Below are 17,590 nucleotides of genomic sequence, written 5' to 3' on the forward strand. Positions count from 1 at the left end.
ATATGATAATTCGCGCACGTGCACCTTTGCGTCTAGGGCTTGCAGGTGGTGGTACGGATGTTTCTCCGTTTTGTGATATCTACGGCGGTTACGTACTCAATGCAGCAATAGATCGTTACGCTTATGCGGTGATTGAAACTTTGGAGGAACCACTGGTTCGCTTCATCGCAACCGATCAACAGGTGGAGAAGGTAATGCCTTGCGCTGCCTCGTATGTGCTGGATGGTAAGCTTGACCTGCATGCGGCGGTTTACAATCATATGATCGAGCATTACAACGGTGGCCGCGCCATTGCGATGCAGTTCAGCACTTTATGCGACGCGCCTGTGGGGTCTGGCCTGGGTTCTTCCTCCACGCTAGTGGTTGCCATGATTCGTGCGTTTGTGGAGCTGCTGAATCTGCCACTTGATGATTATACAATTGCGCTCTTGGCTTTTCGTATTGAGCGAGTGGAATGTGGATTGCAGGGCGGCAGGCAGGACCAGTATTCCGCTACATTTGGTGGCTTCAACTTCATGGAGTTTTATGCTGATGATCGGGCAGTAATCAATCCATTACGTATCAAGAGTTGGATTATCTGCGAGTTGGAAGCTTCACTTGTGTTGTTCTTTACCGGGGTATCACGAGAGTCGGCGAAGATCATTGCCGATCAGAGTGGTAACGTGAAGGCGGGGGTGGTTGGCGCCGTGCAGGCCATGCACGGTATTAAGCACGAAGCGCTGGTAATGAAGGAGTGTCTGCTGCGCGGAGATTTTTCTGGCTTCGTAGAATCAATGCGCCAAGGTTGGGAAAATAAGAAATGCTCGGCCAAGTCGGTATCGAATCCGTATCTAGATGAGATATATGACGCCGCCATTGCCTCAGGCGCTCTTGCTGGTAAGATTTCGGGGGCGGGTGGAGGTGGCTTTATGTTGTTCTTTGTGCCTACAGAGCGACGCATGGAAGTAATTCGGACCTTAAGCTCCTTCGACGGTCAGATTAGTAATTGTCACTTCACCAAATATGGCACGCAGGCATGGAGAATCAATTGAGGAAATACATTGAGGCGCAGATAGTCGATTCACAGGCAATCATGAATGCTATGTTGGCTGATAGTAACCTTATCGACCGTGTTGAGGCTGCAGCATTATCCTGTATACACTGCATGAAACAAGGAGGAAAGATTCTTTTGGCAGGTAATGGGGGCAGTGCAGCTGATGCTCAGCATATTGCGGGTGAGTTTGTCAGCCGTTTTGCCTTTGACCGGCCTGGATTACCAGCAATCGCGTTGACCACGGACAGTTCTATCCTCACTGCAATTGGTAATGACTACGGCTACGAAAAATTGTTTGCCAGGCAGGTGCAAGCACTTGGCCAAAAAGGCGATGTGTTCATTGCTTATTCAACCTCTGGTAAGTCCCCCAATATTCTACTCGCTCTGCAAGAGGCTCGGGCGCGTGGTTTAGTGTGTGTTGGACTGACCGGCAACCTCGGTGGGCCAATGAGCGAGATTTGTGATCATTTGCTTGCGGTCCCCTCACCAGATACACCAAAAATTCAGGAGGGCCACCTGATATTGGGTCATATCTTGTGCGGCTTGGTAGAAAACGCAATTTTCAAGGGTAACGCCTGATGGAAGCCATTGTTCTGGCGGGGGGATTTGGCACTCGGTTACGTCAGTTGGTGCCCGATCTACCTAAGCCCATGGCACCTATTGCTGGCAGGCCGTTTCTGGAAATTTTGCTCAGTGCCTTGGCTCGTAAGGGCTTTAAGCGCGTGACATTGTCAACAGGTTATATGGCTGAAAAAATATCTAACCATTTTGGCGAGCAATATGCGGGAATGGAGCTGAGCTATGTGGTTGAAGAGGAGCCTTTGGGTACGGGGGGGGCTGTTCGATTGGCCTTGGCGCAGTGTCATGAGGATCATGTGTATGTGTTTAACGGTGATACGTATCTAGACCTCGAGGTTGATCCAGTCGAAAGGCTTTGGCAGTTGCATCGGCGCCCAATCATCGTCGGGCGCGAAGTGCCGGATACTGCACGATATGGCCGTTTGCTTACAGACGAAGGGAAGGTAAGCGGTTTTACGGAAAAAGGCGTTTCTGGGGCGGGATTAATTAATGCTGGTTGTTACGTTTTCTGTCGGCATCAACTGGATTCATTTGAACCTTATATTGCCTTTTCGCTGGAAGCAGACTACTTGGCAACAGAGGTAAAACACACATTTTTTGATGTATTTGTAACGGAAGGTCAGTTTATCGATATCGGTATTCCTCAAGATTTCCAGCTTGCGCAAACTTTGCTGGCTAGTGTTCCGTGAAACATTCAGGATTGTTTCTTGAACGAGATGGCCTGATTCATTCTGGTCGTGAGTTTAAGAGGGGAGATGTTTAGTTTGCAGGCGGCGTATTTTAACTACCCAAGCCAGTAGACTTTCGAAAAACGGCTGCCAAAGCGTGCCAGCGACCGCCGGCAGTCCGGCACCGCTGATCTAAAAAAGCATGGCCAACCCAGCGCTACAGCTCGAAGTTGGACGGTGCATAGGCTGATTGAGCTGCAGAGGACCAAGTGGCGTTGTATGATCCTCACAGCGTCACCAATGACGGCACGGGAATACGTGTGATCCAGGTCTGCAGCGAAGACATCGGTCCCGGCCTGACGAAGTGCCGGGCTATTGCCCTACGCGAGCTGTTGGAAGAATAGAAGTTTCTTATTACTTTTAATTAAAATCAGGGCGGAAATACATGCTGCACAAGGATAATAACTTGAACTTGTTACGGTTGGTTGCCGCGCTGATGGTGCTATATGCTCATTCATTCGATATTTACGGTAATTCCCCGGAGATCTTTATTGGTCTTGATTCCTACGGCGGGCTCGGGATTGCGATATTTTTTATCGTTAGTGGTTACTTGATTGCAAAAAGTTGGAGTTTTGATCCTTCGGTCATTAGTTTTTTAGTTAAGCGATCGCTGCGAATATTTCCAGCCCTGATTGTTGTTGTCGTAGTAACTTCGTTTTTGCTTGGTCCCATTTTTTCCACTTTGACAGTCAAACAGTATTTCTTGAATCTGGCATTTATTATGTACTTAAAGAATATAATTTTAAGTCCAGTATTCTATTTGCCGGGCGTGCTGGAGCACGCCAGAGTTGCCAATGTGATCAATGGTTCTCTATGGAGTTTGCCTATCGAGTTTTTTATGTATTTGGTAGTCGTGGCGCTTGGGTTTCTATTCAAAGGCGGTCGTCTTGTATACACAGTTACCACAGTATTGTTTGCGCTGATTGTGGTTTTTTGGTGCTGGCGAGATGCGCCTTTGCTGGTGGTTTACGATACTGATGTAAGAAACATTCCGTTGATAGGCATCTATTTCATGATTGGGGCATGTTATGCGAAGTGGGGGCTCGAACGGTGGTTCAGTCTTTCCGGCGTAACTGTCATGGTGATGATAACCCTTCTTCTGGCACCGTATTCATCGATTTCGAAGCCCCTGCTATGGCTTACGTTACCGTATGTCGTCTTGGCATACGGACTTTCCAGAAGTTGGTTGGGAAGCTTGGTTAATAAAGTGGGTGACTGCTCTTACGGTGTTTATATCTATGCTTTTCCGGTTCAGCAGTTTGTTTTGCTCAAATTCCCCGGCATTGCCTATTCAACCTACCTTATTGTTACAGTGGTCATTACTCTGGTTTTGGGATACGGCTCTTGGCATTTGATAGAGAAAAGGGTTCTCAAATTCAAGCCAAAAAATAAAGTCAGGCCTGTATCGAATGGTGGTGATGCCGATTCGGCGTTCAATCCTGTTGTGGGTGAGAAGCTCAATTCAGGGGCTTGAGCAAGTGTATGTATTTATGATGTAACAGTCACTCAGGTCACCTATGAAGAGCTACAGGGGCTGCTGCGACAGCGCAGACGCCTGACGATCCTAAAATCCCCAGGGTTTCATAATGCCCGGTTTATGGATCAGTTTCTTCACCAGGCTGGAGAACCGTAAGCGCTCCATGAACCCCACATTCAAAGCACTTAACTGATCCGCGATGCTGTACTCCCGATTTCTTTCCGGAGCCAGCACCTCATGATGCGTCCCGACGCAATAGTCGAAAAGTCTATCTCGACCCAAGCCTGTAGACTTCCGAAGATCTATTGAAGGCCTTCCGCGTTTATGCTGCATCAAGCGCATTTCTACGCGTCAGTGGATTAGTGGAAATGCGCCGTCCAAGTTCATGGAAGGGCACTTCAACAACTCTATGAAGGATATCTGCTGCCGCGATTGATGCCACCACCCCTATCACGGGAATGGCTACGATGCGGGCACTTTCGGACAATTCCAGTGTGTTACTCAGCCACATGGATGCGAATAGAACTTGCATATGTATCATGTAAAGCGGGTAGCTTATTCGCCCAAGGTACGTAACGATTCTTGTTGATAATATTGAACCGATCACGTTGCTGCTTCCGGAAAACTTGGCCGAGACAATGCTGAGGAACGTAATGATCCAGATTATTAATGGTGCCGAAAATTCGCGAAGAAAAACCAATGTAAACGCGATAGATAATACGGCAACGGATATTAACTCTTGTTGTGATAGTTTTTGTAAAAAGTTCTTGAACGCAAAATAGCTGAGGAAACCTGCGCAGAACATGGGTAAGTTATTCCCGAGGAATCCGCTTTCCATGTAAGGGCTGACAATCCAGCATACTGCTGCAATCGAGATAACTGCGATACGCGCCGAAACCCGCCCAAGGGATGTGAGCATCAGAAACAGCAGCGGCGCGACTAAATAAAACTGCCACTCTACGGTAAGGCTCCATGCTTGTCCGACGAGTGTAAGGGAAGCATAGGGCAAGACGGATGTCGGCAAAACTCCTTGTAGAAGTGGTATATGGGCCAAGACGTGAAAAAACAGATTGCTTTGAGCAATTTCAATAATCTGAATTCGTCCGTCTGTTGCAACTCCATGTGGCGACGCATGCAAGATTTCCGTGGCTATAGGCAACGAGGCTATTGAAATAAGCAATGCCACCCAGTATACCGGTAATATGCGAAACGCCCGCCCTATTATATAGCGCGGGTATGATTGGGGGCCGCGATCAAGCATCGAGAAAATCACGAAGCCACTAAGTATGATGAATACCTGCACGGGATATGAGTTATACAAGTTGTTGGGGAATGAGCCAAAAAGCGGGGGCAGTGCAGCAAGCACATGCCCCAAAACCACCCACAACGCCATAACTCCGCGTAAGCCTTCGAGTTCGCGAATATATTTCATTAGGCCAGTGACACCTTAATAGTCAAGATTTATATTCTATCCGGGCAATGCTAGGTTTAAATTTGAATAGCTGGTAATGTCAATCCCTTCAAGATGCTCTGGAGGAATTAAAAATTCGTTTAATTCGAAGCGATCTCTAAATTCAGAGAGTAACTGCTCCTTTGTCTTGATGCTTGAGGCTAGATGCAGAAGACGATGTTCGTTCGGCGCGTCGCGATAATGAAACTCTCGGCTATTGAACTCGGTATATTCAAGCCGGGTAAAAAAATCTCCTTCGCGGAAGCGACTGTCCGTGCTTAATACATAAACCATCGCATCCTGGTCGCCATTTGTATACATTCCGTATTTCTCTTGGTCCCACCACTTCTTCACATCGTCTAACTTTACATTGCGCACTGCATCCAGGAACTGAGCTGAGCGACGTGTAGATTTTAAGAAAAATTGTCCCGATGAAATAAATGTCCATGCGCCTTGATTAACGGGACTCTTGCATATAACGAGATCGAACTTCGCGAAACGCTCAACATATGGAATGAGTCTCCAGGAGAAGTCCGTAAAGTAGGCATCATCATCAAGCCAGAAGACCCACTCGTCCGCACCGAGAGCTGCCTGGATGATCTCGATTTTCCTGAGATACGGGTTCATACCTTCTCGCCGAAGCATAAACGACCATACGTAATTCGCTCCATTGACATCTGCAAAAAGCTTGTGGTTCACGAATGACTTAAATCTGATTCGATCACATCCGCTGACGATCGTGATGCCCGAGCGACGGGGAGAAAGTAGGCGCTTTGAAAATAGCATGGTGCATAGCTCCACTTGGCTATGAGGGGAAATAATGGACGCCATTCTACACGTAGGCGACACTCTGACGAGTGTTGCCAATTACTCCGCCTGACTCTTGCATTCAGGTGCGTCTCTCTGCCGGGCTGGAATATCATGAAGAAGTTCGGCCGGGAGTTGTCCCGGATTACCGGTTGATAGCAATACGGTCGAGCGTGCCATGCGGCCCTTCGACTGTATCTACCAGCAACGTCTCCTCAAACCCTGATGATTTCACATCCTGTAACGGACACATTTTTGACAGGCTCCAGACATCGCCTAAGTTTGGGAGGCAGCTTCGGAAAAGCTGCTTTCCCAATTGATGTCATGGAGCGTCATTTATGCGTACTGGCTATTTCTACTCTCTGGTTTTTGCCCTGCTCACCAGCGCCTCTATTGCTGCCATTGCTGCGCCGACGGCCAAGCCTGAGGCTGGCAATGCACCCCTGGTGCTGGAGGTTTCTCCCAAGGCGCAGTCCGGCAAGGTCGATCTGAATCAGGCCGATGCGCCAACCCTTCAGCGCGAGTTGTCCGGTGTGGGCGAGGCTAAGGCCAAGGCGATTGTTGCTTATCGTGAGGGTAATGGGCCGTTTGCGTCGGTGGACGAGTTACTCGAAGTGAAGGGGATCGGTAAAGCCATTCTGGATAAGAATCGCGAGAAGCTTGAGGTGAACTAAGCTTATACGTCAGCGCCAGGGGCCGGTCATTGATCGGCCTTTTTGCTATCTGGCGAATGCTGTGATGGTGTGCCTTTCGTCGTGATGAGAAAAATTACGTCTATCATATGCGAATAAGATTATGCCTATAATAAAAGACTTTTCCGCCAAGGCATCCGAGCCTCAGGCGCTTGTCTTTCCTTTAGGCGTCTCCCAGGAGCACAGTCATGAATTCTGTCCAGTCCCAAGGTACGGCCCTCGTCACCGGTGCTTCTTCCGGTATCGGTGCAATTTACGCGCAGCGGTTGGCGGCGCGTGGTTTTGATTTGTTATTGGTTGCCCGTGATCAAGAGCGGCTGGAAGCGGCGGCTACCCAGTTGCGCGCCGAGCATGGCGTTCAGGTCGAGGTGCTCAAGGCGGATCTGACGCAGAAGGATGAGGTGCTGAAGCTTGAGCAGCGTCTTCGCAGCGATTCGAGTATCAGCCTGTTACTGAACAACGCCGGTGTTGCAACGGATGGTTTGTTGGCCAATGCAGACATGGATCAGCTGGAACGCTTGATTCAATTAAATGTTACGACGGTCACGCGACTGGCCTCGGCAGCGGCCGCCAGTTTTGCCAAGGCGGGTCGGGGGACGATCATCAATATTGCGTCAGTGGTGGCGTTGTTTCCCGAGCGCTTCAACGCAACTTACAGCGCCAGCAAGGCCTATGTGTTAAGTCTGACGCAGTCGTTGAACGCCGAGCTGGAGGGCACCGGGATCAAGGTGCAGGCGGTGTTGCCAGGTGTAACACGCACCGAAATCTTCGAGCGCTCCGGTATCGATGCTACCCAGATTCCGGAGGATATGGTTATGGACGCCGGGGAGATGGTCGATGCCGCGTTGTCGGGTCTGGACCAGGGTGAGTTGATCACCATTCCTTCGTTGCCGGATGCGGCCGACTGGGATGCCTTCGTTGCGGCGCGTCATGTATTGGCGCCGAATCTTTCCAAAAGTAAGGCTGCCGCGCGTTACACGTGAGGCGTCATCAATCGGCTTGAGGTATTTGCGGTATGAGTGATCGTCGAGTAGTTGTAACGGGCATGGGCCTGGTGTCGCCATTGGGTTCTGGCGTCGAAGCCGTTTGGTCGCGTCTGTTGGCCGGGCGTTCCGGGTTGCGCAATTTGCCGGACGAGGTGGTTGCCGATTTGCCGGCGAAGGTCGGGGGCGCTGTGCCGACGCTGTCTGAGGATCCCGAGGCGGGGTTTGACCCGGACCGGGCGACGGCGCCTAAAGAGCAGAAGAAGATGGACCGCTTCATTATGTTCGCCATGGAAGCGGCGCGTCAGGCGCTGGAGCAGGCTGGTTGGCAAGCGGCGGACGCCAATGCCCAGGAGCGTACGGCAACCATTATCGGTTCCGGCGTGGGTGGTTTCGGTGCGATTGCCGATGCGGTGCGCACCACGGACAGCCGTGGGCCGCGACGTTTGTCGCCATTCACTATTCCTTCATTTCTGGTCAACCTCGCCGCGGGTCATGTGTCGATCCAGCACGGTTTCAAGGGGCCATTGGGTGCGCCGGTGACAGCTTGCGCGGCCGGGGTGCAGGCGATTGGTGATGCGGCGCGGTTGATTCGTTGTGGCGAGGCAGACATTGCAGTATGTGGCGGCGCGGAAGCGGCGATCGATCGCGTCAGTCTCGCCGGGTTTGCTGCTGCTCGCGCGTTGTCCAGCGGTTACAACGACACCCCGGAACGTGCCTCGCGGCCGTTCGACAGTGACCGGGATGGCTTCGTCATGGGGGAGGGCGCTGGCCTTCTGGTGATCGAATCCCTGGAACATGCCCTGGCCCGTGGTGCTCAACCGTTGGCAGAATTGGTCGGTTACGGCACCAGTGCCGACGCCTATCACCTGACGGCAGGTCCCGAGGATGGCAGCGGTGCGCGACGGGCGATGTCGCTGGCGTTGGCTCAAGCGGGCATTTCGCCGGCGCAGGTGCAGCATCTCAACGCTCACGCAACCTCGACCCCGGTCGGGGACTTGGGAGAGTTGGCAGCCATCAAGGCGTTGTTCGGCACGGATAACAAAATCGCCGTGACGTCGACCAAATCCGCCACCGGGCATTTGCTCGGCGCGGCGGGCGGTATCGAGGCGATCTTCACGCTGTTGGCAATTCGCGATCAGGTCGTGCCGGCCACCCTCAACTTCGACAACCCGGACCCCGCCGCCCAAGGCGTGGACATCGTCCACGGTAAAGCGCGGCCGATGGCCATCGAATACGCGTTGTCCAACGGCTTCGGGTTTGGTGGCGTGAATGCCAGCGTGCTGTTCAAGCGTTGGGAGGGTTAGTCCCGGGGCTGTTTGAGATAGGCGCGAGTCACGTCGAGAATCTGCTGCGCCAGGTCGGGATTCTCGACACTGCGTGACAGCAGTAAAGCCCCGACCAGTGTCGACATGATGACGATGCTTTGGTCGGCGGCGTCCTCGTCTTCAAGAGTGCCTTGCACTTGTTCGAGCCGTGCGTTGAGCACCACATCAGTGGTCGGGCTTTGCTGCCCGCGCAGGCCGAGTTCCGATGACATGGTCGGCAATGGGCAACCTTCATCGGGTGAAGTCTGGTGCCATTCGGACAAATAGGCGTCGATGAACGCTTCCAGCGGACGATCTTGAGCGAAAAGCTCGGCGCAAATCACATCGACCTGCTCGCCCGCGGCTTGCAAAGCCTTTTCCACCAGTTCGTCCTTGGACTTGAAATGCGAGTAGAAACCGCCGTGAGTCAAGCCCAGTGCTTTCATCAGCGGTTGCAGACCTGTCGCGCCAATGCCATCGCGGCGAAAGCGCGCTGACGCTTCCTTGATGATGCGTTGGTGGGTCTGGGCTTTATGGTCCTGCGAGTAACGCATCGGGTATCTCCGCAACAATGCGCCATATTAACCAATGAAAATGGGATGGTGATTGTACTTCTACTTCTAAAAAGCATGCAGATGAGTCCAACGCCGTCCTGCTGTCTAGAATGAACTGGCACGAATAGTGATTACTCATTAACTGACGATTGTTGAACAATCACGAGGCAATGAGTATGAACAGCGGACTGTCCCTGGCCGACCACATCACACTTGAATTGCGCGCCGACATCATTGGCGGCCGTTTGCTGCCCGGCATGGCGTTGGTGGAAAACGATCTGGTGTCTGCCTACAACGCATCCCGCAATACCATTCGCGAAGCGCTGCATCGCCTGGGACAGGAAGGCCTGACCCGTTATGTGCGCAACAAGGGCGTGATGGTGCGCAGGCTGGGCGTCGAGGACGTGCGGGATCTGTTCAAGGTCAGGCGCACCCTGGAGTTGCAGGCCATCAGCGCGAGTCAGCCGCTGCGCGACTATCAATCCGACCGGATGCTCGAAGCCCTGGAAGCCACCGAGCTTGCCCGGGAGCGCGAAGACTGGCGCGCTGTCGGCACCCACAGCCTGGCTTTTCATCAACACATCGTCGGATTGCTGCGCAGTCCGTTGTTCGATGAGTTCTTCACCAACGTCGTCGCGCAATTGCGCCTGGTGTTCTGCACCGCTCCCGATGAGTCTCGTTTTCAGGCGCCCTGGCTGGCGCGCGACCGGCAGATCCATGAGTTGTTGGCCGAGGGCGACAAACGAGCGGCCGAGGACGCCATGAGCCTTTATCTCGACGATTCCGAACACCTCCTGTTGCAAATGCTTACCCCAGTTTCCCATCACTGATCGAGGATTCGTGCCATGTACAAAGACTATCCGGCGGCCTATCAAGTCAGCAAAGGCTCAGCCTTGCAGGTGGACAAAGCCTTCTACGAACGGATTCGCGACAAGAAGGACGGGCGCACGCTGATCGAAGAATTCGAGGTGCCGATCCGCACCGGTCGTGCCTGGAAAGTGCCGGCCGGGCATGTGTTTCGCGTGACCACGCCGGTCGGGCCGCAAGTCGGGGATTTCAACGTCTGGAATGCCAACGATCCCCGGGAGCGTTTGTGGGCGGCACGGACCCGGCAGTTACAGGGCGCACACGTCAGCACCCATGACCGGCTCTGGTCGAACCTGCCTTTTTTGCGGCCGCTGGTGACCATCACCGATGACAGCCTGGCCGGTTACGGCATCGACGAACATGGCGGTCGCTTGCATGATTTGCTCGGCACCCGCTGCGATCCTTATGTGAACAAAATGCTCACCGGTGAAGATTTCCATCATCACTGCCACTCGAACCTGACCCGTGCGGTGCTGCCTCACGGGCTGACCGAGTTTGACGTGCATGACGTGCTGAATATTTTCCAGTGCACGGGCCTGAACCACGACGACATGTACTTCATGAAAGCCTGTCCGGCGCAGAAGGGCGATTACCTGGAATTCTTTGCCGAAATCGATCTGCTGTGTGCGCTCTCGACCTGCCCGGGAGGTGATCTGTCACTGGCCATGTGGGGGCCGGATGCGCAGGATCCGCTGAGCGTTTGTCGCCCGCTCGGGGTAGAGATTTATCGTTTGGAGGATTCGTTGCTTGAGGGCTGGAGCCAGCCGGAACGCGCTGCATACAAAGGGCTGCACGGCCTGCACATCGCCAAGGCCGATTGGGAAAAATAAATCGAAAAATCGCAGCCTCCGACCCCCGTAGGAGCTGCCGAAGGCTGCGATCTTTTGATCTTTTGAACTAGCGGTCCTGCGCATCCTTGGCGTCCGCTTCCGCGTTGCGTTCAGCGACGCGTTTGCGTTGCTCTTCGGTCAGTTCGACCTTGTTGGCGGTGTCACGCAACATCATCAAACCACCAACGATCGAGCCGATTGCAACGATCAGAATCAACCAGGCATACCAGGGCATAGGGCTCTCCTTGAGGGCAGGCCGATTGGCGGGTTTTGCCAACCGATCGTGCATACCACTTTGAGCGATTAATTTTCGCAGTGGTTCCATTCTATGCCTGTTACGTCTTACACATTCCTCGTAGGAGCTACCGAAGGCTGCGATCTTTTGATTTTGGCGTCATTACGATCGCTAAAGATCGCAGCCTTCGGCAGCTCCTACGCGGATCGTGTCTTTATAAGCCAGTCAGCATCGCGTCCGCCGGCGCATCGGCACGCAATTGCGCCGTGAGCATGAAATACACGAACCCCACCGCCATGAAGCCCAGGAAGATCAACCCGATCAGCGTGTTGAACCAGGCCATCGCCACCAGGCAGACCACCGCCAGCACCAGCGCAATGAACGGCACCAATGGATAGCACGGCGCGCGAAAGGTGCGTTCCAGATTCGGTTCGGTTTTGCGCAGTTTGAACAGGCTGAGCATGCTCATGATGTACATCACGATCGCCCCGAATACTGCCATTGTGATCATCGCCGCCGTCAGCGTCATGCCGCCCAGGTTGATCAAACCATCACTGTAAATCGCGGCGATACCGATCACGCCGCCAGCGATGATTGCTCTGTGCGGAGTCTGGAAACGTGACAATTTGGCCAGGGACGCCGGTAGGTAACCGGCGCGGGCGAGGGCGAAGAACTGCCGCGAGTAGCCGAGGATGATTCCGTGGAAACTCGCCACCAGGCCGAACAGGCCGATCCACACCAGCATGTGCAGCCAGCCCGAACTTTCGCCCACCACGGTTTTCATCGCTTGCGGCAGCGGGTCGTTGATGTTCGACAGGGTGCGCCAGTCACCGACGCCGCCGGCAAAGAACATCACACCCATCGCCAGCAATACCAACGTCAGAATGCCGCTGATGTAGGCCTTCGGAATGGTGCGTTTCGGATCCTTGGCTTCTTCGGCGGCCATGGCGGCGCCTTCGATGGCCAGGAAAAACCAGATCGCGAACGGGATCGCCGCGAACATCCCGGCAATCGCCGGCGCGCCGAACACATCGGAACCGGCCCAGCCGTTCAGCGCGAAATTGCTGAAGCTGAACGCCGGAGCGACCACGCCCATGAACACCAGCAGTTCGGCCACTGCGAGTACGCAGACCACCAGTTCGAAGGTCGCCGCCAGTTTCACCCCGAGAATGTTCAGGCCCATGAACACGATGTAGGCACCGACCGCTGCGTGTTTCGGATCAAGCGCTGGAAATTGCACGTTCAGATACGCACCGATCGCCAGAGCGATGGCCGGCGGGGCAAAGACAAATTCAATCAGTGTCGCCAGCCCCGCGATCAATCCGCCTTTCTCGCCAAAGGCGCGGCGGCTGTAGGCAAAGGGACCACCAGCGTGAGGAATCGCGGTGGTCAGCTCGGTGAAACTGAAGATGAAGCAGGTGTACATCGTGGCGACCATAAAGGACGTCACCAGAAAACCGAGTGTGCCAGCCACGCCCCAGCCGTAGCTCCAGCCAAAGTATTCACCGGAAATCACCAGCCCGACCGCAATGCCCCACAGGTGCAGCGTGCCCAGCGTGGGTTTGAGTTGTGTGTTCATGCGTTGCTCCCTGAACGGTTTGGAAAGCTCGGAGGAGGGCGTTTGCAGTGGGCGTGCCAGTGTTGTGATGGCGGTCGTAAAGTGCAGAAAGGCGTCGTATCGGGGATGTTCGGTGCTGGATGTGCATTTTTTGTGCGTCAGTTGAGGGCGTTGTTGTCTGTTGTGCCGCTATCGCGGGCAGGCTTTGAATAGTTGTCGGGTTTGAAAGCCACCCCTCACCCCAGCCCTCTCCCCAATGGGGAGAGGGGGAAAGGGAGCCGATCTTCATCGCTTTCGAAACCTGATTCGCTCGCGATCGCGAATCGACACTTGAGTTCGACTCGGTATTTCAGGTCGATGTAAATCCAAGAACACCTCGGTCAGTCCCCTCTACCTCTGGGCGGTCCGACGTTTCGGGAGGGCTAGGGTGAGGGGCGGTTATCCCTGACACACCGGCAAAGCCCGCTGTAACGCCGGCATAAATCGACTCTTTACGCTTTCTTTATGCCCAGCCAACACCCTCGATCTCGTTCCTTTACAGCCTCCCTGCCGACAATGGCTCCACACGCGGCAATACGCCGTAACACGGAGAACTTCCATGAGCGTTCTGGACGGGGTGTCACTGCTACTGGCAGTGGGGCTGTTCATTTATCTGTTGGTTGCGCTGTTGCGCGCGGACCGGAACTAGGAGCGGCTATGCACAGTTATGACTATTGGCTGATCCTCGCCTTCTTCGCCCTGGTGCTGATTCCGGCACCGTTTCTGGGGCGCTTCTACTACAAGGTGATGGAAGGTCAGCGCACTTGGCTTTCGCCGATTCTCGGACCGGTGGAACGCGGGTGTTATCGGGTGGCCGGCGTTGATCCGCAGGCCGAACAGAGCTGGCAGAAATACACCCTGGCCTTGCTCGCCTTCAACCTCGCGGGCTTTTTGCTGTTGTTCGCGATCTTGCTGTTTCAGGATCACCTGCCGCTGAATCCGCAAAACTTGCCGGGCCAGGAGTGGACGCAAGCGTTCAATACTGCCGTCAGCTTCATGACCAATACCAACTGGCAGTCCTACAGCGGCGAAGCGACCTTGAGCTACCTGAGTCAGATGGTCGGCCTCACCGTGCAGAACTTCGTCAGCGCCGCCACCGGCCTCGCTGTGCTGGTTGCCCTGTGTCGCGGTATCGGTCGCAAGTCGAGTAAAACCCTCGGCAACTTCTGGGTCGACATGACCCGCGCCACCCTCTACGGCTTGCTGCCGCTGTGCCTGCTGCTGGCGTTGTATCTGGTCTGGCAGGGCGTGCCGCAAACATTCGCTCAGTACGTGAATGCGGTGACGATGCAAGGCGTCGATCAGGTGATTCCGCTCGGCCCGGCCGCCAGCCAGATTGCGATCAAGCAACTGGGCACCAACGGCGGTGGCTTTTTCGGCGTCAACTCGGCGCACCCGTTCGAGAACCCGACGGCGTGGAGCAACCTGTTTGAGGTCGGCTCGATCATTCTGATCCCGGTGGCGCTGGTGTTCACCTTCGGCCACTACGTGAAAGACCTGCGTCAGAGCCGCGCGATCATCGCCTGCATGCTGGCGCTGTTCCTGATCGGCGGCGCGACGTCGCTGTGGGCTGAATACCAGCCGAACCCGACCCTGAACAATGTCGCCGTCGAACAGACTGCGCCGCTGGAAGGCAAGGAAGCACGCTTCGGCACGACCGCCACGGTGCTGTGGTCGGTGACCACCACCGCGGCGTCCAACGGTTCGGTCAACGGCATGCACGACAGCCTCAACCCGCTGAGCGGCATGGTCGCGATGGTCAACATGATGGTCGGCGAAGTGATCTTCGGCGGCGTCGGTGCCGGGCTCTACGGCATGTTGCTGAACGTGTTGATCGCGGTGTTCCTCGCCGGGCTGATGATCGGCCGCACCCCGGAATACCTCGGCAAGAAACTGCAGGCGAAGGAAGTCCAGTTGCTGGTGGTGACCTTGCTGGTCATGCCGGTCGGTGTGCTGGTGCTCGGCGCGATTGCCGCGAGCCTGCCGGGCCCGGTCGCGGCGGTGAGCAACCCCGGTCCTCACGGTTTCAGTCAGTTGCTTTATGCCTACACCTCGGCCAGTGCCAACAACGGTTCGGCGTTTGCTGGATTTGGGGCGAACACCGCGTTCCACAACCTGATGCTGGGCCTTGGCATGTTGATCGGTCGCTTCGGTTACATCCTTCCGGTTCTGGCCCTGGCCGGCAGCCTGGCGATGAAGAAAACCGCCCCGATCGGCCAGAACAGCTTCCCGACCCATGGCCCGCTGTTCGTGACCTTGCTGACCGTGACCATTTTGCTGGTGGGTGGTTTGACCTTCCTGCCGACATTGGCGCTGGGTCCTATTGCTGAACATTTGAGCTTGGGCTTCTGAGGAATCAATGATGAATATGCCCGCAACTAAAGCCGCCGCCGTCAAGGCGCCGGAACAACCGAAAACCGCGATCTCGGCCCTCTGGCGTCCGGCGCTGGTGCAAGCCTTCGTCAAGCTCGATCCTCGGCAATTGCAACGTGCGCCAGTGATGCTGGTGGTCGAACTGACCGCGATCCTGACCACCGTGCTGTGCTTCATTCCCGACAGCAGCGTGCCGACTTTTGTCGCCGCGCAAATCGCCTTGTGGTTGTGGTTCACCGTGCTGTTTGCCAACTTCGCCGAAGCACTGGCCGAAGGTCGCGGCAAGGCCCGCGCCGACAGCCTCAAGGCCGGTAGCGAAGGCCTGAGTGCTCGGCGCAAAACCAGCACCGGCGCCTTTCAAGTGGTGCCGGCCACCAGCCTGCGCAAGGGCGATGTGGTCCGCGTTGAGGCGGGGGAAATGATCCCCGGTGACGGCGAGGTAGTCGAAGGTATCGCAGCGGTCAACGAAGCGGCGATTACCGGTGAGTCCGCGCCGGTGATTCGCGAATCCGGCGGCGACCGTTCTGCCGTCACCGGCAATACTCGCTTGGTGTCCGACTGGCTGTTGGTGCGCATCACCGCCAACCCGGGTGAGTCGACACTCGATCGCATGATCGCTTTGGTCGAAGGTGCCAAACGCCAGAAAACCCCGAATGAAGTGGCGCTCGACATCCTGCTGATCGGCTTGACCCTGATCTTCCTGCTGGTGGTCGTCACCTTGCAACCGTTCGCCCACTTCGCCAACGGCAGCCTGCCGCTGGTGTTCCTGGTGGCGTTATTGGTCACGCTGATTCCGACCACCATTGGCGGTTTGTTGTCGGCCATCGGTATCGCCGGGATGGACCGTCTGGTGCGCCTGAATGTGATCGCCAAATCCGGTCGTGCGGTGGAAGCGGCGGGGGACGTACACGTCTTGCTGCTGGACAAGACCGGCACCATCACCTTCGGTAACCGTCGTTGCACTGCGGTATACGCGGCACCTGGCGTCACCGCCAAGGAACTCGCCGAGGGCGCATTGTTCGCCTCGCTGGCCGATGACACGGCTGAAGGTAAATCCATCGTCGAGTACCTGCGCGGCACTCAGCCGCAACCTGAGCCGGCCACCGAGTTGCTCACCGCCGTACCGTTCAGCGCCGAGACGCGTCTGTCTGGCGTCGACTATAGGGGCCGTGTTTATCGCAAAGGCGCGGTGGATTCGTTGCTGGCCTTCGTTGGCCTGAAACGTGCCGATCTGGCCGCGCCGCTGTCCCGGGAAATCGACAAGATCGCCCAGAGCGGAGGCACGCCGTTGCTGGTCTGTGCCGACGGTAAATTGCTCGGCGCGATTCACCTCAAGGACGTGGTCAAACCCGGTATTCGCGAGCGATTCGCCGAGTTGCGCAAACTGGGCATCCGCACCGTCATGGTGACCGGCGACAACCCGCTGACCGCTGCGGCGATTGCGGCCGAGGCGGGTGTCGATGACGTGCTGGCTGAAGCGACTCCAGAGAAAAAACTGGCGCGTATTCGCCACGAGCAGAACGACGGGCGCCTGGTCGCCATGTGCGGCGACGGCGCCAACGACGCTCCGGCCCTGGCCCAGGCGGACGTGGGCATGGCGATGAACGACGGGACGCAAGCGGCACGCGAGGCGGCGAACATGGTCGACCTCGACAGCGATCCAACCAAACTGCTGGACGTGGTGCAGATCGGCAAGGAATTGCTGGTGACCCGCGGTGCGCTGACGACGTTTTCCATCGCCAACGACGTGGCCAAGTACTTTGCGATTTTGCCGGCGTTGTTCGCCTCGATCTATCCGCAACTGGGCGTGCTGAACGTCATGCACCTGAGCAGTCCGCAGAGCGCGATTCTCTCGGCGATCGTGTTCAACGCCTTGATCATCGTGGTGCTGATTCCATTGGCATTGCGCGGCGTGCGCGTGCAGGCGGCCAGTGCGGCGGCGTTGCTGCGACGCAATCTGCTGATCTATGGATTGGGCGGGATTGTGGTGCCGTTTGTGGGGATCAAGGCGATCGACATGCTGTTGACGGCGTTGCATTTGGTTTGAGGCTGAAATCGACCCCCTCACCCTAACCCTC

Annotated in this window: 17 protein-coding genes; 12 read left to right on the forward strand and 5 right to left on the reverse strand. The window is 55.5% G+C overall.

The window, feature by feature from the left end; translation table 11 throughout:
* Positions 1 to 2 precede the first annotated feature (2 nt).
* From ACSQ87_RS09585 to ACSQ87_RS09600, 4 genes are all read left to right on the forward strand, one after another.
* Complete coding sequence (locus tag ACSQ87_RS09585; protein ID WP_223430733.1) at positions 3 to 1,031, forward strand: GHMP family kinase ATP-binding protein; 1,029 nt, start codon at positions 3 to 5, stop codon at positions 1,029 to 1,031.
* Complete coding sequence (locus tag ACSQ87_RS09590) at positions 1,016 to 1,612, forward strand: D-sedoheptulose 7-phosphate isomerase (RefSeq protein WP_223430732.1); 597 nt, start codon at positions 1,016 to 1,018, stop codon at positions 1,610 to 1,612. The genes ACSQ87_RS09585 and ACSQ87_RS09590 overlap by 16 nt, the downstream gene beginning before the upstream one ends.
* On the forward strand, positions 1,612 to 2,301 hold the full coding sequence (locus tag ACSQ87_RS09595) for a nucleotidyltransferase family protein (RefSeq protein WP_223430731.1): 690 nt from the start codon (positions 1,612 to 1,614) through the stop codon (positions 2,299 to 2,301). Before ACSQ87_RS09590 ends, ACSQ87_RS09595 begins: the two co-directional genes overlap by 1 nt.
* Before the next feature lie 445 nt (positions 2,302 to 2,746).
* The gene (locus tag ACSQ87_RS09600) at positions 2,747 to 3,814 is read left to right on the forward strand and encodes an acyltransferase family protein (protein ID WP_263288566.1); all 1,068 of its coding nucleotides are present in this window, start codon (positions 2,747 to 2,749) and stop codon (positions 3,812 to 3,814) included.
* A 325-nt stretch (positions 3,815 to 4,139) separates the two neighbouring features.
* Here the strand turns inward: ACSQ87_RS09600 and ACSQ87_RS09605 are convergent, their stop codons facing one another.
* Together ACSQ87_RS09605 and ACSQ87_RS09610 are read right to left on the reverse strand one after the other, a co-directional pair.
* Positions 4,140 to 5,249: an acyltransferase family protein gene (locus tag ACSQ87_RS09605; protein ID WP_223430728.1), complete on the reverse strand. Its 1,110-nt coding sequence runs from the start codon at positions 5,247 to 5,249 to the stop codon at positions 4,140 to 4,142.
* Between the two features lie 36 nt (positions 5,250 to 5,285).
* Positions 5,286 to 6,053 (reverse strand): putative nucleotide-diphospho-sugar transferase, encoded by a 768-nt coding sequence (locus ACSQ87_RS09610; protein ID WP_223430727.1) that lies wholly within the window; start codon positions 6,051 to 6,053, stop codon positions 5,286 to 5,288.
* Positions 6,054 to 6,412: 359 nt separating this feature from the next.
* Here ACSQ87_RS09610 and ACSQ87_RS09615 point away from each other — a divergent pair, with 359 nt between their 5' ends.
* From ACSQ87_RS09615 to fabF, 3 genes are all read left to right on the forward strand, one after another.
* Positions 6,413 to 6,748 (forward strand): ComEA family DNA-binding protein, encoded by a 336-nt coding sequence (locus tag ACSQ87_RS09615; RefSeq protein WP_150655224.1) that lies wholly within the window; start codon positions 6,413 to 6,415, stop codon positions 6,746 to 6,748.
* 206 nt (positions 6,749 to 6,954) lie between these two features.
* The gene (locus tag ACSQ87_RS09620) at positions 6,955 to 7,749 is read left to right on the forward strand and encodes an SDR family NAD(P)-dependent oxidoreductase (protein WP_223430726.1); all 795 of its coding nucleotides are present in this window, start codon (positions 6,955 to 6,957) and stop codon (positions 7,747 to 7,749) included.
* Positions 7,750 to 7,781: 32 nt separating this feature from the next.
* Complete coding sequence (gene fabF / locus ACSQ87_RS09625; protein WP_223430725.1) at positions 7,782 to 9,056, forward strand: beta-ketoacyl-ACP synthase II; 1,275 nt, start codon at positions 7,782 to 7,784, stop codon at positions 9,054 to 9,056.
* Here the strand turns inward: fabF and ACSQ87_RS09630 are convergent.
* Positions 9,053 to 9,610, reverse strand: coding sequence for a TetR/AcrR family transcriptional regulator (locus ACSQ87_RS09630; RefSeq protein WP_150655227.1), 558 nt, complete (start codon positions 9,608 to 9,610; stop codon positions 9,053 to 9,055). The genes fabF and ACSQ87_RS09630 overlap by 4 nt on opposite strands.
* A gap of 176 nt (positions 9,611 to 9,786) precedes the next feature.
* Between ACSQ87_RS09630 and ACSQ87_RS09635 the strand changes: the two genes are divergently transcribed.
* Positions 9,787 to 10,440 (forward strand): GntR family transcriptional regulator, encoded by a 654-nt coding sequence (locus ACSQ87_RS09635; RefSeq protein ID WP_223430723.1) that lies wholly within the window; start codon positions 9,787 to 9,789, stop codon positions 10,438 to 10,440.
* Positions 10,441 to 10,455: 15 nt separating this feature from the next.
* Positions 10,456 to 11,307: an urea carboxylase-associated family protein gene (locus tag ACSQ87_RS09640; protein ID WP_008148761.1), complete on the forward strand. Its 852-nt coding sequence runs from the start codon at positions 10,456 to 10,458 to the stop codon at positions 11,305 to 11,307.
* Positions 11,308 to 11,374: 67 nt separating this feature from the next.
* On the opposite strand, the gene ACSQ87_RS09645 is transcribed toward ACSQ87_RS09640, so the two are convergent.
* Positions 11,375 to 11,542 (reverse strand): DUF2897 family protein, encoded by a 168-nt coding sequence (locus tag ACSQ87_RS09645; RefSeq protein ID WP_008006000.1) that lies wholly within the window; start codon positions 11,540 to 11,542, stop codon positions 11,375 to 11,377.
* 214 nt (positions 11,543 to 11,756) lie between these two features.
* A complete protein-coding gene (gene eat, locus ACSQ87_RS09650) occupies positions 11,757 to 13,121 on the reverse strand; it encodes an ethanolamine permease (protein ID WP_033055766.1) in 1,365 nt (454 codons plus the stop codon).
* A 577-nt stretch (positions 13,122 to 13,698) separates the two neighbouring features.
* Between eat and kdpF the strand changes: the two genes are divergently transcribed.
* The 3 genes from kdpF to kdpB are packed head-to-tail and all read left to right on the forward strand — an operon-like array spanning position 13,699 to position 17,559.
* Positions 13,699 to 13,788, forward strand: coding sequence for a K(+)-transporting ATPase subunit F (gene kdpF, locus ACSQ87_RS09655; RefSeq protein WP_007899818.1), 90 nt, complete (start codon positions 13,699 to 13,701; stop codon positions 13,786 to 13,788).
* Between the two features lie 8 nt (positions 13,789 to 13,796).
* A complete protein-coding gene (gene kdpA / locus ACSQ87_RS09660) occupies positions 13,797 to 15,491 on the forward strand; it encodes a potassium-transporting ATPase subunit KdpA (protein ID WP_223430722.1) in 1,695 nt (564 codons plus the stop codon).
* Positions 15,492 to 15,501: 10 nt separating this feature from the next.
* A complete protein-coding gene (gene kdpB / locus ACSQ87_RS09665; protein WP_223430721.1) occupies positions 15,502 to 17,559 on the forward strand; it encodes a potassium-transporting ATPase subunit KdpB in 2,058 nt (685 codons plus the stop codon).
* Positions 17,560 to 17,590 lie beyond the last annotated feature (31 nt).

The sequence above is a fragment of the Pseudomonas sp. LjRoot277 genome, from assembly GCF_964253845.1.
Classification (GTDB): domain Bacteria; phylum Pseudomonadota; class Gammaproteobacteria; order Pseudomonadales; family Pseudomonadaceae; genus Aquipseudomonas.

Coding starts and splice junctions, on each gene's coding strand:
- ACSQ87_RS09585 (WP_223430733.1), top strand. CDS start 3: ATGATAATTCGCGCACGTGCACCTTTGCGTCTAGGGCTTGCAGGTGGT.
- ACSQ87_RS09590 (WP_223430732.1), top strand. CDS start 1,016: ATGGAGAATCAATTGAGGAAATACATTGAGGCGCAGATAGTCGATTCA.
- ACSQ87_RS09595 (WP_223430731.1), top strand. CDS start 1,612: ATGGAAGCCATTGTTCTGGCGGGGGGATTTGGCACTCGGTTACGTCAG.
- ACSQ87_RS09605 (WP_223430728.1), bottom strand. CDS start 5,249: ATGAAATATATTCGCGAACTCGAAGGCTTACGCGGAGTTATGGCGTTG.
- ACSQ87_RS09610 (WP_223430727.1), bottom strand. CDS start 6,053: ATGCTATTTTCAAAGCGCCTACTTTCTCCCCGTCGCTCGGGCATCACG.
- ACSQ87_RS09615 (WP_150655224.1), top strand. CDS start 6,413: ATGCGTACTGGCTATTTCTACTCTCTGGTTTTTGCCCTGCTCACCAGC.
- ACSQ87_RS09620 (WP_223430726.1), top strand. CDS start 6,955: ATGAATTCTGTCCAGTCCCAAGGTACGGCCCTCGTCACCGGTGCTTCT.
- fabF (WP_223430725.1), top strand. CDS start 7,782: ATGAGTGATCGTCGAGTAGTTGTAACGGGCATGGGCCTGGTGTCGCCA.
- ACSQ87_RS09630 (WP_150655227.1), bottom strand. CDS start 9,610: ATGCGTTACTCGCAGGACCATAAAGCCCAGACCCACCAACGCATCATC.
- ACSQ87_RS09635 (WP_223430723.1), top strand. CDS start 9,787: ATGAACAGCGGACTGTCCCTGGCCGACCACATCACACTTGAATTGCGC.
- ACSQ87_RS09640 (WP_008148761.1), top strand. CDS start 10,456: ATGTACAAAGACTATCCGGCGGCCTATCAAGTCAGCAAAGGCTCAGCC.
- ACSQ87_RS09645 (WP_008006000.1), bottom strand. CDS start 11,542: ATGCCCTGGTATGCCTGGTTGATTCTGATCGTTGCAATCGGCTCGATC.
- eat (WP_033055766.1), bottom strand. CDS start 13,121: ATGAACACACAACTCAAACCCACGCTGGGCACGCTGCACCTGTGGGGC.
- kdpF (WP_007899818.1), top strand. CDS start 13,699: ATGAGCGTTCTGGACGGGGTGTCACTGCTACTGGCAGTGGGGCTGTTC.
- kdpA (WP_223430722.1), top strand. CDS start 13,797: ATGCACAGTTATGACTATTGGCTGATCCTCGCCTTCTTCGCCCTGGTG.
- kdpB (WP_223430721.1), top strand. CDS start 15,502: ATGAATATGCCCGCAACTAAAGCCGCCGCCGTCAAGGCGCCGGAACAA.